The sequence below is a fragment of the Streptomyces sp. NPDC048473 genome (assembly GCF_043200155.1).
Taxonomy (GTDB): Bacteria; Actinomycetota; Actinomycetes; order Streptomycetales; family Streptomycetaceae; genus Streptomyces.
On the sequence record NZ_JBICXE010000024.1, the window covers coordinates 21,245 to 36,260 of the forward strand.

12 protein-coding genes are annotated in these 15,016 nt (G+C 70.5%); 9 read left to right on the plus strand and 3 right to left on the minus strand.

The annotated features are described in order from the left end of the window. Positions 1-88: 88 nt before the first annotated feature. Both clpB and ACGFU7_RS30720 read left to right on the plus strand, forming a co-directional pair. On the plus strand, positions 89-2,674 hold the full coding sequence (clpB, locus tag ACGFU7_RS30715) for an ATP-dependent chaperone ClpB (protein ID WP_393700069.1): 2,586 nt from the start codon (positions 89-91) through the stop codon (positions 2,672-2,674). A gap of 138 nt (positions 2,675-2,812) precedes the next feature. Next, entirely contained in the window at positions 2,813-3,373 is a 561-nt protein-coding gene (locus ACGFU7_RS30720; protein WP_393700070.1) for a YbjN domain-containing protein, read from the plus strand. Positions 3,374-3,710: 337 nt separating this feature from the next. Here the strand turns inward: ACGFU7_RS30720 and ACGFU7_RS30725 are convergent, their stop codons facing one another. The 3 genes from ACGFU7_RS30725 to ACGFU7_RS30735 form a co-directional block, all read right to left on the minus strand. Beyond that, positions 3,711-4,109 (minus strand): RidA family protein, encoded by a 399-nt coding sequence (locus ACGFU7_RS30725; RefSeq protein ID WP_393700072.1) that lies wholly within the window; start codon positions 4,107-4,109, stop codon positions 3,711-3,713. Between the two features lie 225 nt (positions 4,110-4,334). Then, positions 4,335-5,222: a ketopantoate reductase family protein gene (locus tag ACGFU7_RS30730; RefSeq protein ID WP_393700074.1), complete on the minus strand. Its 888-nt coding sequence runs from the start codon at positions 5,220-5,222 to the stop codon at positions 4,335-4,337. Between the two features lie 280 nt (positions 5,223-5,502). Beyond that, a complete protein-coding gene (locus ACGFU7_RS30735) occupies positions 5,503-6,672 on the minus strand; it encodes a pyridoxal phosphate-dependent aminotransferase (RefSeq protein WP_393700076.1) in 1,170 nt (389 codons plus the stop codon). A gap of 845 nt (positions 6,673-7,517) precedes the next feature. Here ACGFU7_RS30735 and ACGFU7_RS30740 point away from each other — a divergent pair. The 7 genes from ACGFU7_RS30740 to ACGFU7_RS30770 all read left to right on the plus strand — a co-directional run bounded on the left by ACGFU7_RS30740 (position 7,518) and on the right by ACGFU7_RS30770 (position 14,954). After that, entirely contained in the window at positions 7,518-8,039 is a 522-nt protein-coding gene (locus ACGFU7_RS30740; protein ID WP_393700078.1) for a DUF2617 family protein, read from the plus strand. A gap of 104 nt (positions 8,040-8,143) precedes the next feature. Then, positions 8,144-9,742 carry a polyamine aminopropyltransferase gene (locus ACGFU7_RS30745; protein ID WP_393700080.1) on the plus strand — a complete coding sequence of 533 codons (1,599 nt, stop codon included), beginning with the start codon at positions 8,144-8,146 and terminating at the stop codon, positions 9,740-9,742. 85 nt (positions 9,743-9,827) lie between these two features. After that, positions 9,828-10,790: a carbon monoxide dehydrogenase gene (locus tag ACGFU7_RS30750; RefSeq protein WP_393700082.1), complete on the plus strand. Its 963-nt coding sequence runs from the start codon at positions 9,828-9,830 to the stop codon at positions 10,788-10,790. Positions 10,791-10,812: 22 nt separating this feature from the next. Then, on the plus strand, positions 10,813-11,619 hold the full coding sequence (locus tag ACGFU7_RS30755; protein WP_393700084.1) for an aldose 1-epimerase: 807 nt from the start codon (positions 10,813-10,815) through the stop codon (positions 11,617-11,619). A 272-nt stretch (positions 11,620-11,891) separates the two neighbouring features. Further along, positions 11,892-12,431 carry an orotate phosphoribosyltransferase gene (gene pyrE / locus ACGFU7_RS30760; protein WP_266747121.1) on the plus strand — a complete coding sequence of 180 codons (540 nt, stop codon included), beginning with the start codon at positions 11,892-11,894 and terminating at the stop codon, positions 12,429-12,431. A gap of 213 nt (positions 12,432-12,644) precedes the next feature. Further along, complete coding sequence (gene fbaA, locus ACGFU7_RS30765) at positions 12,645-13,667, plus strand: class II fructose-bisphosphate aldolase (RefSeq protein WP_393700086.1); 1,023 nt, start codon at positions 12,645-12,647, stop codon at positions 13,665-13,667. Between the two features lie 111 nt (positions 13,668-13,778). Next, a complete protein-coding gene (locus ACGFU7_RS30770) occupies positions 13,779-14,954 on the plus strand; it encodes a MalY/PatB family protein (protein ID WP_393700088.1) in 1,176 nt (391 codons plus the stop codon). Positions 14,955-15,016: the final 62 nt, after the last annotated feature.

The window sequence follows — 15,016 nt, forward strand, 5'->3', positions numbered from 1 at the left end:
AGATTGAGTGGAATAGACTCAACTTTGTGTACGTTGATCCAGTCAGTGTTGTGGAGAGACCAGTCACCGCAAGGAGGAGAAAGCGCACGTGGACGCCGAGCTGACCAACAAGAGCCGGGATGCCATCAACGCGGCCACCAGCAGGGCCGTGAAGGACGGGCATCCGGATCTGACCCCCGGGCATCTGTTGCTCGCGCTGCTCGCGGGCGAGGACAACGAGAACGTCATCGATCTGCTCGCCGCCGTCGAGGCCGACCAGATCGCCGTACGCACCGAGACCGAGCGGCTCCTGGGCGCGCAGCCCAGCGTCACCGGGTCGACCGTCGCCCCGCCGCAGCCCAACCGCGAGCTGCTCGCCGTCATCGCGGATGCCGCGCAGCGCGCGAAGGAGCTCGGCGACGACTACATCTCCACCGAGCACCTGCTGATCGGTATCGCCGCCGAGGGCGGCCGCGCCGGTGAGATCCTGAGCGGTCAGGGGGCCAGTGCGAAGAGGCTGCTGGACGCATTCGAGAAGAGCAGGGGAGGGCGCCGGGTGACCACACCCGACCCGGAGGGCCAGTACAAGGCCCTGGAGAAGTTCGGTACGGACTTCACGGCCGCCGCCAGGGAAGGCAAGCTCGACCCCGTCATCGGGCGCGACCAGGAGATCCGGCGCGTCGTCCAGGTGCTCTCGCGGCGTACGAAGAACAACCCCGTGCTCATCGGTGAGCCCGGCGTCGGCAAGACGGCCGTCGTCGAAGGGCTCGCCCAGCGCATCGTCAAGGGGGACGTCCCCGAGTCCCTGAAGAACAAGCGGCTCGTCTCGCTCGACCTCGGCGCGATGGTCGCGGGCGCCAAGTACCGCGGTGAGTTCGAGGAACGGCTGAAGACCGTCCTCTCCGAGATCAAGGAGAGCGACGGGCAGATCATCACCTTCATCGACGAGCTGCACACCGTCGTCGGCGCGGGCGCCGGCGGCGACTCCGCCATGGACGCGGGCAACATGCTCAAGCCGATGCTGGCCCGCGGCGAGCTCCGCATGGTCGGCGCGACGACGCTCGACGAGTACCGCGAGCGGATCGAGAAGGACCCCGCCCTGGAGCGCCGCTTCCAGCAGGTGCTGGTGGCGGAGCCGAGCGTCGAGGACACCATCGCGATCCTGCGTGGTCTCAAGGGCCGCTACGAGGCCCACCACAAGGTCTCCATCGCGGACTCCGCACTTGTGGCCGCCGCGACCCTGTCCGACCGCTACATCACCTCCCGCTTCCTCCCCGACAAGGCCATCGACCTGGTCGACGAGGCGGCGTCCCGGCTGCGTATGGAGATCGACTCCTCGCCCGTCGAGATCGACGAGCTCCAGCGCGCCGTCGACCGCCTCCGCATGGAGGAGCTGGCCCTCAAGAACGAGACCGACCCCGGCTCCAAGCAGCGCCTGGAGAAGCTCCGCCGCGACCTCGCCGACAAGGAGGAGGAGCTGCGCGGCCTCAACGCCCGCTGGGAGAAGGAGAAGCAGGGCCTCAACCGCGTCGGTGAACTGAAGGAACGCCTCGACGAACTGCACGGCCAGGCCGAACGCGCCCAGCGCGACGGCGACTTCGACACCGCCTCCAAGCTGCTGTACGGGGAGATCCCCGGCCTGGAGCGGGAGCTGGCGGAGGCGTCCGAGGCCGAGCAGGAGGCCGCCAAGGACACCATGGTGAAGGACGAGGTCGGTCCGGACGACATCGCCGACGTCGTCGGCTCCTGGACCGGCATCCCGGCCGGACGCCTGCTGGAGGGCGAGACCCAGAAGCTGCTGCGCATGGAGGAGGAGCTGGGCAAGCGCCTCATCGGGCAGACCGAGGCCGTGCAGGCGGTGTCGGACGCGGTACGCCGTACCCGCGCCGGAATCGCCGACCCCGACCGGCCCACCGGATCGTTCCTCTTCCTCGGCCCGACCGGTGTCGGCAAGACGGAGCTCGCGAAGGCCCTCGCCGACTTCCTGTTCGACGACGAGCGGGCCATGGTCCGCATCGACATGAGCGAGTACAGCGAGAAGCACAGCGTCGCGCGGCTCGTCGGCGCCCCGCCCGGCTACGTCGGCTACGAGGAGGGCGGCCAGCTCACGGAGGCGGTCCGCCGCCGCCCGTACAGCGTCGTCCTGCTGGACGAGGTCGAGAAGGCCCACCCCGAGGTCTTCGACATCCTGCTCCAGGTCCTCGACGACGGCCGGCTCACCGACGGACAGGGCCGGACGGTGGACTTCCGCAACACCATCCTGATCCTGACCTCCAACCTCGGCAGCCAGTTCCTGGTCGACCCGCTGACCAAACCCGAGGTGAAGAAGGAGCAGGTCCTGGAGGTCGTACGGGCCTCGTTCAAGCCGGAGTTCCTCAACCGGCTCGACGACCTGGTGGTCTTCTCCGCACTGTCCGGCGACGAGCTCTCGCACATCGCGAAGCTCCAGATCGACCGGCTCGCCAAGCGCATGGCCGACCGCAGGCTCACCCTCGACGTCACCCCGGCCGCCCTGGCCTGGCTGGCGGAGGAGGGCAACGACCCGGCGTACGGAGCACGGCCGCTGCGCCGCCTCATCCAGACGGCGATCGGCGACCGGCTCGCGAAGGAGATCCTCGCGGGCGAGGTCACGGACGGGGACACCGTCCGGGTGGACCGGGTCGGGGACGGCCTGCTCGTCGGACCCGCGTCGTAATCACCCCGTACGGGGCCCCGGCGGGCCCGGTCCGTACCGGCTGCGTGTCAGCTTGTGGCGGATCGGGCCCGTCGGGGCTTGCCATCCCCCGCCCGCCATGGGAGAGGATGGCGGCAACCGCACGAAGGGAAAAACACGGTGAGCATCGATCCGTCCTCGATTCCGAATTTCGGGGGCCAGCCCGAACCGCAGGCCGCAGGACCGGAGGGCCCCGTCGTCCCTGACCAGGACCTCGTCAAGCAGCTCCTCGAACAGATGGAGCTGAAGTACGTCGTCGACGACGAGGGCGACCTCGCGGCGCCGTGGGAGGACTTCCGCACGTACTTCATGTTCCGCGGCGAGGACGAGCAGCAGGTCTTCTCGGTCCGTACGTTCTACGACCGCCCGCACGCCGCGGACCAGCGTCCCGTCCTCCTCGACGCCATCGACGACTGGAACCGCCGCACCCTGTGGCCCAAGGTCTACACGCACAGCCACGAGCCCGAGGAGGGCTCGGAGGAGACCGAGGTCTCGGTCCGTCTGATCGGTGAGGCGCAGATGCTCATCGGTACGGGCGTCAGCCTGGAGCACTTCGTCTCGTCGACGGTCAGCTGGGTGCGCGCCTCGATCGAGTTCGACAAGTGGCTGCAGGAGCGTCTGGGCCTGACGCCGGCCGAGGAGAAGACGGACGGCACGGAGCAGTCCGCTCCGGACGCCTGAGTCCCGCACGGCAGTGACAGCCCGGCCCGGGGCGGTGGTCTCCATGACCGTCGGCCCCGGGCCGGGCTTTTTCACGGCAGCGGTACGCCCCCGCTACAGCCGCTTCAGCTGCTTCAGCCGGGACACCGCCTCGGCCGGCACGTCGTCACGCTTGCGGAAGGCGAACCGTACGAACGGCGCGACCTGCTCCCGGCTCGGCGAGAGCGACGGCTTCGCCTTCTGCCGGGAGCGACAGCCGGTCGCGAGAGCGCATATCCGGGGACGGCTCCGAGCCGGGCTGGGCGCAGGAGACGCTGCACCACGGTGTCCCGGTGGTCGACTCGTGTCTTCGCTGAGCTCACACCGCAGCGGGCAGCACCGCGAGTGCGTCGATCTCGACCCGGAAGGCGGGATGGACCAGCCCGGCGACCTTGACCAGTGAGCAGGCCGGCGGGCGGGCCGTGTCCAGGTACTCGTCGCGCACCTGGCGGAAGGTGTCCAGATCGGCCAGGTCGGTCAGATACACCGTCAGTTTGACCGCGTGCTCCATCCCGGCACCCGCCGCCTCCAACGCGGTGGCCAGGTTCGCGAAGACCTGCCGTATCTGGGCCTCGGCGTCCCCCGTGCCCACCACTCGCCCCTGGGCGTCCACCGGGACCTGCCCGGAGACCGCGACCATGGGCCCGGTGAACGCCACCGCGTGGCTGTAGCCGTTGACCGGCGGGGTGCCGTCGGGTCGGACGAAGTGCTGCATCATGCCTCCTGAACTCGGATGGCGATCACGCCAGGGTGTGGGGTACGGCTGCGGTCGGCCGGCACCTGACGGGGCGGCTCCGGCATGGGCTCGTTTCCCCGGCATGCAGGACGAGTGGCGATCGGCCGCGACGGCGGAGCCGCGCTCAGTGTTCCTGCGGCTTCGCGGATGTCCGGTCGGACCTCCGTGACGGTGCCCCGCCGTTGTCGGGACCGGCCGCCGGTGCGGTTACCGGCTTGCTGTGGGGGCCAGTTCTGCGACCAGGCGTGCGGTGGCCGGTGTCTCGATCCTGTGGGTGGCTGCGGCCCGTAGGACAGCGCCGCCGATGGCGTCGAGCTCGATCGGGTGGCCCGCCTCCGCGTCGCGCTGCATTGAGGACTTCATCGTCTCGGGGGCGCGGTCGAAGAAGGAGAGCACCGTCTCGGTGGTCACCGCTGCGCCTGCGGCGCGGGCCACGGCGGTGATTTCGTCCAGTACGGCGAGCAGTTCGGGCCGCCGTTCGTCGCGGATGGTGCCGACGGCGGTCTGATAGCGAGTGGTCAGCAGGGCGAACGGGGCGAGGAAGGAGAGCTTGTCCCAGAGCATCGCGGACTCGTCGGTGCGCAGGGTCACGTCGAGGTCCGCGTGCCGTAGGCGGGATGCGAAGTCGTCGAGCGGGGCGGCCAGTTCGAGGGCGGCGAAGGGGCTGGTGTGCGCGATGCGCCCGGGCGAGGTGCGGGTGGCCTCGACCCGGATGGTTCCGGCCACGACCTGGCCTGCCGGATAGCGTCGGCGCAGCGGTGCGAGGTGGTCGAGGCCGTTGAGCAGCGGTACCACGATCCCGTCGCCGAGGACCTGTGGCGGAACGCGGTCGAGGGCGGCGGGCAGGGAGGTCTGCTTGACGGTCACGAAGGTGGCGTCGACCGGCTCGTGCAGCTCGGTGTCGGCCTCGACCGGGGTGGTGAAGGCGCCGTACCGGGCGCTCTGGACGTGCAGGCCTTCGCGGCGCAGGACAGCGGTGGTCTCCTCGCCGGCCAGGCAGATGACGCGGTGTCCGTCGCGGGCGAGCAGCGCGCCGATCAGGCCGCCGACACCGCCCGGTCCGAGGATGGCCACCGTCATGGGGGTCGTGGTCATGTGCGCTCCTGTTCTTCGGAGACCTGTACCGGATGCGCGGTCTCGTTGCTGTATTCGATCACCCTCGTCCGGATCGCGTGCTGCTGGTGCTGGGGCGTTGGGCTCGGCTGTGTGCGGCTGTGTGCGGCTGTGTGCGGCTGTGTCGGTCAGGGGCGGGAGCCGGTGGCCGGGCGGTCGAGCCAGGCCGGGGCGAGGGCGGTGAGCATCAGCGCAGCGGTGAGGGCGAAGGCCAGTGGGTAGCCGGTCCATCGGCGAGTGACCTCGACGAAGGGGTGGGGGTTCAGGGCGCCAGGTGTTGCAGGCGGCCGACCGCCTCGTGGAGAACGTCGTCGCGTTTGCAGAAGGTGAAGCGGACCTGGCTGCGGCCGGCATCGAGGTCGTCGTAGAAGACGGAGTTGGGGATGGCGACGACGCCGCAGCGTTCGGGGAGCGTGCGGCAGAAGGCGTAGGCGTCCTTCTCGCCGAAGGGGGTGATGTCGGTGGTGATGAAGTACGTGCCCTGGGGCTGGTAGACCTCGAACCCGGCTGCGCGCAGGCCGTCGCCGAGCAGGTCGCGCTTGCGCCGCAGGTCGGCACGGAAGCTGTCGAAATACGAGTCCGGCAGGCGCAGCGCTTCGGCGATCGCGTACTGGAACGGGCCCGAGCTGACGTAGGTCAGGTACTGCTTGGCCGTTCGGACGGCGGCGATGAGCGGGGCGTCCGCCATGACCCAGCCGACCTTCCAGCCCGTGTACGAGAAGGTCTTGCCGGCGGACGAGATCGAGACCGTGCGGTCGCGCATGCCGGGCAGTGAGATCAGCGGGATGTGTTCGCCCTCGAAGACCAGGTGTTCGTAGACCTCGTCGGTGACCACGAGGAGGTCGTGTTCCACCGCCAGTTCGGCGATCGTGGTCAGTTCCTCGCGGGTGAGGACCATGCCCGTCGGGTTGTGGGGGCTGTTCAGCAGCAGCAGCCGGGTGCGGGGCGTGATCGCGTCCCGGAGGGCGTCGAGGTCGGGGCGGAAATCCGGGGCACGAAGGGTCAGCGGGACGCGTACGCCGCCCGCCATGGCGATGCAGGCGGCGTAGGAGTCGTAGTACGGCTCCAGGGCGATGACCTCGTCGCCGGGTTCCAGCAGCGCCAGCAGGGCCGCGGCGATGGCCTCCGTGGCGCCCGCGGTGACCAGGACCTCGGTGTCGGGGTCGTAGGTGAGTCCGTAGCGCCGTTGCTGGTGGTCGGCGATCGCGGTGCGCAGTTCGGGGACGCCGGGGCCCGGTGGGTACTGATTGCCGTGACCGGCGCGCAGTGCCCGGACCGCGGCCTCCCTGATCTCTTCGGGGCCGTCGGTGTCGGGGAAACCCTGGCCGAGGTTGATGGAGCCGGTCCGTACGGCAAGCGCCGACATCTCCGCGAAGATCGTCGTGCCGAACTCGGCGAGGCGGCGGTTGAGCAGCGGTCGTTCCTGTGTCATGGCCACCATCCTGCGCGGAAGCTCTGGAGTTGCTCAAGTCTGCTTTGGCTGTACGGGGCCGGGGGCATCCCCCACTCACGCAGGAAGAAGCGCATGGAAGCGGGGGGACCTCGCTTCGGGGGACAGAAGGACGTGAGGTCGGTGGGAGTCTTTTTCGGAGTGGTGTTCACGGTCGCTGTGATCGTGCTGTTCGTCTCGATCCTGGTGAGGGCCGGGAACAGGGCGAAGTCGCGCGCGCGGGGCGTGCGCCGGGGTGCGGGCGGCGGCAGCGCCGCGGGTGGCAGCTGGTGGGCGGGAGGTGACGGCGGCGGTGGCTCGTCCTGCGGAAGCAGCAGCGGTCACTCCGGCGGTCACTCCGGCGGTCATTCGTGCGGCGGCGGTGGCTCCTCGTGCGGCGGCGGCTCCTCGTGCGGCGGCGGGGGCGGATGCGGCGGAGGCAGCTGACACGGGGCAGCTGATCCGCGACCGGGCAGGGGCCATATGCCCGGTGCCGGGCCCGTGCGGCTCCGGTGCCCGACAGGTGTCCGGCGGGTGAACTCCCGCCGGACACCTTTTTGTTGGGGCTTCGGTCAGGGCTCTGGTTCGGGCTTCGGGTGGGGCTTTTGTTGGGGATTTTCGCGAGACACCGGTGAACAGATGAACCGAGAGGCCCCCGAGGGGATGGAAACCACGGCAAGTTGGGCAAAAACGCTGTGGATGCGGCTTACTTCGTGATTCCCTCGGTTGAGAGAACATTCAGCCCTCGGACCCGAGTTGGACCTGATCGGGCGCTTCCCACCTCCCACGTGCATCACGTCGGGGGCGTCCCCTGTCCATGTGTCCACGCTTGTTTGCGGAGCCGACCCATGCTCACGACCCTCCAGACGGCCTATTCCGACACCCGTGCTGCCGACCTGGCCTGGGCGCTGGGGCGCGAACCCCTCCCCGCCCTGGCCGTGCTCGACCTCGATCTCGCGGGTGCCCGAATCCAGATGCGCCTCCTCGGCGCCTCCCACCAGGTGCTCCTGGAGGAGGACCGGGGCACCTGTTCCGAAACCGTCGCGTGTATCCCCGGCAGCAGCACACCGCTGCCGCTCGGTGTCGCCAAGCGGCTCGGGGAGTGGGAGTACGAATTCGCGGCGCGCGTCGAGACGCTCTCGGCGGGCTCGTTCGCGGGGCGCGCGCAGGAGCTCCTCGCGCTCGTGGCCGACCATCCCCACGGTCTCGCGGGGACGTTCCCCGGCAGCCCGCACGCCTTCACCGCCATGCTCGCCCAGCGGACCGAGGGCCAGGTGCAGTGGCGCACCTGGCATGCGTACCCGCAGGAGGGGCAGCTGGTGGTGACGCGCACCCGAGTGGGAGTGCGGATGCCGACGGCAGCACTCTGATGCCGGCGGCAGCGCTCCGGCGCGGCCCAACTCCGTTGTGGGCACGCCACTTGCACCCTTGTGGGTGACAGGCGGCCACCGCTTCGTGACGTAGCGTTCGCATCATGATCGACCAGCAGGTGTCGCTGCGAGGGGGCGCGGCGTGTCTTCCCGTGCGACCGAGGACCGGTCGGTGTCTCGTGCTGGCCGCTGTCTTCATCTGTGCTGCCTGCGGTCTGGTCTACGAGCTCGAACTGGTGGCGCTCGCCTCCTACTTGATCGGCGACACCGTCACCCAGGCGTCGGTCGTGCTCTCCGTGATGGTGTTCGCGATGGGCGTCGGCTCGCTTGTCGCGAAACGTTTACGCAGCCGTGCGGCAGTCGGTTTCGGGCTGATCGAGGCGGCGCTCGCCCTCGTCGGCGGCTCCTCGGCGGTCGTGCTGTACGCGTCGTTCGCCTGGATCGGGGAGTCGCGGTACGCCCTGGTCGGGTTCTCGTTCACGATCGGCGTCCTGATCGGAGCGGAGATCCCGCTGCTGATGACGCTGATCCAGCGCGTCGACCGGCAGGACGCGGGCGGGACCGTCGCGGATCTGTTCGCCGCCGACTATGTGGGTGCGCTGGTCGGCGGGCTCGCGTTCCCCTTTCTGCTGCTGCCGGTGCTGGGACAGCTCACCGGGGCGCTGTTCACCGGCGCGGTCAACGCGGCGGCGGGCGGGGCGCTGGTGCTGTGGGTGTTCCGGCGGGACCTCACCCCGCGCTCCCGGTGGCTGCTGATCCTCGTCAACGTGGCCGTGATCGCCGTGCTCGCCACCGCCACCGCGCTGGTCGACGACTTCGAGCGGGCGGCGCGGCGTGCGGTGTACGGGGACGGGGTGCGGGTCGCGGTGCAGACCGGGGTCCAGGAGGTCGTGCTGACGGGGGCGGGCCGCAGCTCCCTGGATCTGTATCTGGACGGGCGGCTGCGGGTCAGCGCCCGCGACGAGTACCGCTACCACGAGGCGCTGGTGCACCCGGCGATGAACGGGCCGCACGCCCGGGTCCTGATCCTGGGCGGCGGCGACGGTCTCGCCGCCCGTGAGGTGCTGCGCTACCCGGACGTACGCAGCGTCACCCTGGTCGAGCTCGACCCCGGCGTCACCCGGTTGGCCCGTACCGACCGTGCGCTCTCGGCGCTGAACGCCCACGCGTACCGCGATCCGCGGCTGACGGCCGTCAACGCGGACGCCTTCAACTGGCTGCGGGCGGCGCACGGCAGCTACGACGTGGTGATCTCCGATCTGCCCGACCCTGGGATCTCCGCCAGCACGAAGCTCTACTCGGCGGAGTTCTACGGCCTGGTCGCCGAGGCCCTCGCACCGGGCGGCCGGCTGGTGGTGCACGGGGGCCCGCCGATGACCCGGCCGCGTACGTACTGGACGGTGGAGGCGTCGATGAGGGCGGCGGGTCTGCACACCCGCCCGTACCGGATCAGCGGCCGGCTCTCCGATTTCGCGGCCGGCCCCGACCGGGCCATGCACCGGGCACAGGCCGAGCACGGCTGGGGCTTCGTCCTCGCGGGGCCGGTCAGGGCGCCGGCGCTCCGCCTCGCCCCTCGGGCGCCGGAGCTGCGGTCGCTGACGCAGCCCTCGCTGATGCGCGCGGGGCGGGACGCGGAGAGCGGACGGCTGCGCGGGCTGCCGCCTTCGACGCTGGTGCATCCGCGGTACTGGGAGGACCGGTGAGCCGGACGCCGTACGCCGTACGCCCGGCGGCTTTGCGACGCGGAACCGCTGACGTGATGGCCGGGGCTGAGTAGGCTCGGTTTCCATGGAGCATGAGGTGTTCGTTCCGGTTCCGGTCCCGTCCCTTCGGCGGACGCTGGGCGATCCCGCCCGCGTCGCGCGCTGTGTACCGGGGCTCCAGCAGGACGCCGACGCGTCCGCGGGCCCGCTGTCCGGCCGGCTCAAGGTCCGGGTCGACGGCCACACGATCACGTACCGCGGTGCCCTGCGGCTCACCGTTTCCCCGCAGGACGGTCCGGACGGCGACGACGGGTTCCTGGTGGCGGGCGAGGGTGTCGAGGCCCGGGGGACCGGCTCGGCGAAGCTGGCTCTGACGATCAGCCTGGCGGAGCAGGACGGCGGTACGGCGATCGGGTTCGCGGGTACGGCGAGCGGCGACGGCCGGTTCCTGGAACTGGACGCGGCGGCGGCGCTCGCGACGGCCCACCGCCTGCTGGACCGCTTCGCGCAGCAGCTGGTGACGGAGACGCTGGCGGGCGGGGACGCGCCGGGTGAGGCCCTCGGCGAGGCCGAGCGGTCCGTCGGGGAAGCCGTGGAACAGGCCATCGAGGAGGCGGCCGAGGAGGCCGACGCGACCGGCGCGGACACCGCCCGGAGTGCTGCCCCGGAGGCCGACGACACCGACACCGACGACGGCGCCCCGCCCACGCATGACGCCGCCGCGGACGAGGCGCCCTCCACCGAGAAACCCCCGGGCACGGGCGCCGTCTTCGACGCCCCCGTGCCGCCGCCGTCGCTCGACCCCGTGGCAGAGGTGGAGTTCACCGTCCCCGACGGCCCCCCGGCCGAGGCCGCGCACGCCAGGCGCACCATGATCGGCCGCAGCGCCGAGGAGGTCGACCACGCGCCGCCGCGTGGCAGGTACGCCCCCGTACCGTCAACCGACTCGACCACTGCGGGCGCCACTCTCCGCTGGGTCGCCCCCGCCGCAGCGCTCGCGCTCGCGTCCGCCGTCGTGGTGAGCCGGGCGCTGAGGCGGCGGAGGTAGTCGCGCCAGTAATGTCGGTCGGGTGAGTAGCAGCGAGAAGGACGTCCGGCTGTCCGTCGGCGACGCAGAGTTGACCGTGAACCCCGCCAACGGCTGTCGCATCGGCAGTCTGCGGATCGGTGGCACCGAGCTGCTGCGGCAGGGGGAGCGGTACGGCTGCTTCCCGATGGTGCCGTGGTGCGGGCGCACCGAGAACGGGCTCTTCCACAACGGCGACGTCCCGCACCGGTTGCCGGTGAACTCCCCGCCGCACGCCATCCACGGCACCGGCAGGGACACCGCCTGGCGCACCGCCCGGGTGGGCGAGCAGGAGGCCGCGTTCTATTACGACCTGGCCGACCCCTGGCCGTATCAGGGCCGGGTGACCCAGACCTTCGAGCTGTCCGAGGACTCGCTGACGCTCGCGTTCGGCATCGAGACGTACGGGGATTCGTTCCCGGCTCAGGCCGGCTGGCACCCCTGGTTCCTGCGGAATCTCGACGGCGGCAAGGACGGCAAGAACGTGGAGATCGCCTTCGACGCGGCCTGGCAGGAGGAGCGTGGCGAGAACCATCTGCCGACCGGCCGCCGCATCCCGCCCCTGCCCGGTCCGTGGGACGACTGCTTCGGGATGCCGGACGGTGTCGACGTGACGCTCACCTGGCCGGAGCAGCTGGAACTGATCGTGAAGAGCCGGGCCGAGTGGGTCGTGATCTACGACGAGCAGGCCGAGGCGGTCTGCGTGGAGCCGCAGTCCGGTCCGCCGAACGGGCTGAACACCGCGCCCCGGTATGTCACCCCGATCGAGCCGCTGGAGATCGCGACGACCTGGAGCTGGCGCAGGCTCTGACCGTGCGGGCGCGGGCCGTGAGGCGGGCGCCTCAAGACCGGCCGGCACATGGGGGCGGCGTCGCGGGGCTGGGCACGCCCTCCCCCAAGGCATTAAGGGCCAGGGGGACCTTTCCCGCGTTGTCGTCAATCACCATGGCTCCTTCCCCAAGCTCTCGGCTGCGCTCAAGCAGGGGAGACCCCATCTGCCTCAATCCTCCGCCTTGCAGCTGCACGCACCCAGCGCCGCTCCTTCTCCCACCCCCATGTGCCGGTCGGTCTAAGCTCGTAGCCATGACTGACGTACGTGCTGAGCTGCTCCAGCAGATCAAGGACAAGGCCGTGGTACACGGCAAGGTGACCCTCTCCTCCGGTCTTGAGGCTGACTGGTACATCGACCTGCGCCGCATCACGCTGGACGGCAAGGCCGCTCCGATGGTCGGTCAGGTCATGCTCGACGCCACCGCCGAGCTGGACTACGACTGCGTGGGCGGGCTGACGCTGGGCGCCGACCCGGTCGCCACCTCGATGCTGCACGCCTCCGCCGCGCGCGGGCAGGAGCTGGACGCGTTCGTCGTCCGCAAGGCACAGAAGGCGCACGGGATGCAGCGCCGCATCGAGGGCACGGATGTGAAGGGCCGCCGCTGCCTGGTCGTCGAGGACACCTCGACGACCGGCGGTTCGCCGCTGACGGCCGTCGAGGCGGTGCGCGAGGCCGGTGGCGAGGTCGTCGCCGTCGCCACGATCGTGGAGCGGGGTGCGGCGCCGGCCATTGCGGAGGCCGGTCTCCCGTACGTCCACGCTTACACGGTGGCGGACCTCGATCTGGCCTGACGCAAGGGTTGACCTGCGGTTTTCGTCAAGGGCGGGCTGTTTCACGTGAAACGGCCCGCCCTTGACGTATGCCCGCGAACCGCCCGCCCGAGTATGGAGGGAGCAGGCCGGGTGGAGCCGGAGCGAGAGTCTGGGAAGATGGGGGCGACGATGACGTCGCCCCCAGGTCAGGGAACCAGCAACGCACACCCGCACATCCCAAGGAGCGGACAGATGCCCATCGCAACCCCCGAGGTCTACGCCGAGATGCTCGACCGGGCGAAGGCAGGCAAGTTCGCCTACCCGGCCATCAATGTGACGTCGACCCAGACCCTGCACGCTGCACTGCGCGGCTTCGCGGAGGCGGAGAGCGACGGCATCGTCCAGATCTCCACCGGTGGGGCGGAGTTCCTGGGCGGCCAGTACAACAAGGACATGGTCACGGGCGCCGTCGCCCTTGCCGAGTTCGCGCACATCGTCGCCGCCAAGTACGACATCACGGTCGCGCTGCACACCGACCACTGCCCCAAGGACAAGCTGGACGGTTACGTGCGTCCGCTGCTCGACATCTCCGCCGAGCGCGTCGCCAAGGGCCAGAACCCGCTGTTCCAGTCCCACATGTGGGACGGCTCGGCCGAGACCCTCGCCGACAACCTGGCCATCGGTCAGGAGCTGCTCGCCAAGGCCGCCGCCGCCAAGATCATTCTTGAGGTCGAGATCACCCCGACCGGTGGCGAGGAGGACGGCGTCACGCACGAGATCAACGACGAGCTGTACACGACCGTCGACGACGCGCTGCGTACCGCCGAGGCGCTCGGCCTGGGCGAGAAGGGCCGCTACCTGCTGGCCGCCTCCTTCGGCAACGTCCACGGCGTCTACAAGCCGGGCAACGTCGTGCTCCGTCCCGAGCTGCTGAAGGACCTCCAGGAGGGCGTCGCCGCCAAGTACGGCAAGTCGTCCCCCTTCGACTTCGTCTTCCACGGCGGCTCCGGCTCCACCGCGCAGGAGATCGCCACCGCGCTGGAGAACGGCGTCGTGAAGATGAACCTCGACACCGACACCCAGTACGCCTTCACCCGCCCGATCGTGGACCACATGTTCCGCAACTACGACGGTGTGCTGAAGGTCGACGGCGAGGTCGGCAACAAGAAGGTCTACGACCCGCGCAGCTGGGGCAAGTCCGCCGAGGCGGGCATGGCCGAGCGCGTCACGGAGGCCTGCGCCAACCTGCGTTCCACCGGCACCAAGCTGAAGTAGCAGCCGGCGCGAAGTGTGGCCGTGGGCCCGGTACTCCTTGGGGTGCCGGGCCCACGGCATGTCCGAGAGCCGGGCCCACGGCATGCAGAAGAGAAGATGTGAGGGATCCCTGTGAGTTCCAGTGCCCGCTATGACTTCGACACCGTCATCGACCGCCGGGGCACCTGGTGCGTCCAGTGGGACGGGGTCGCGGACCGGTTCGGCGTGGACGGGCTGCTGCCGTTCACCATCTCCGACATGGACTTCGAGACCGCACCGGAGGTGCTGAGCGCGCTGCGGGCCCGTCTCGACCACGGGGTGTTCGGCTACACGGCCTGGCAGCAGGACGACTTCCGCTCGGCGATAGCCCACTGGTACGCGACCCGGTACGGGACACGGATCGACACCGGGCAGCTGGTGTACGGGCCGTCCGTGCTCAGCCAGCTCTCGCAGCTCCTGCAGATGTGGACGGCCGAGGGCGAGGGCGTGGTCGTCCACACTCCGACGTACGACGGTTTCCGCAAGGCGATCACCGGGCTCGGGCGCGAGCTGCGGGGCGTGCCGGTGGGGGACACGGCCGCGCTGGAACGGGAGCTCGCCCGCCCCGACAGCAAGGTCCTTCTCGTGTGCTCGCCGCACAACCCGACGGGCCGGGTGTGGACGGAGGCCGAACTGGGCGAGATGTCGGCGCTCGCCGCGCGGCACGGGGTCGCGGTGATCAGCGACGAGATCCATGCGGACTTCGTGCACGAGGGGCATGTGCATGTGCCGTGGACGCGGGTCGGGGGCGAGGGGCGCTGGGCGGTGATCTCCTCCGCGTCGAAGGCGTTCAACTTCCCGGCGCTGACCGGCTCGTACGGGCTGATCGGCGATCCGGCCGACCGGACGGAGTTCCTGCGCCGGATGGAGACGGCGGAGGGGCTCGCCTCCCCGGCGGTGCTGTCACTGACCGCGCACATCGCCGCGTACCGGGAGGCCGGGGCGTGGCTGGACGAGGTCCGCGCGTATGTCGCCGGGAATCTGGCGCTGGTCGCGGAACGGCTGAACGAGGCGTTCCCGGAACTGGGATGGCAGCCGCCACAGGCCGGCTATCTGGCGTGGATCGATCTGCGACCGGCGGGTGTCGGCGACGACGAGGCGTTGCAGCGGGTGCTGATCGAGCGCGAGAAGGTCGCGGTGATGCCCGGGGCGGTGTACGGGGCGGAGGGCTTCGTGCGGCTGAACGTGGGGTGTCCGCGGTCCAAGGCGGAGGCGGGCGTGGAGGCGCTGATCCGGGGCGTACGGGCGGTGGCGCAAGGCGCGCCGTAGGGGTCGGGTGCGGACCGTGGCCACCCGCGGGTGCTCTGCCCGGGGCGTGGGCCTGTCCGTGG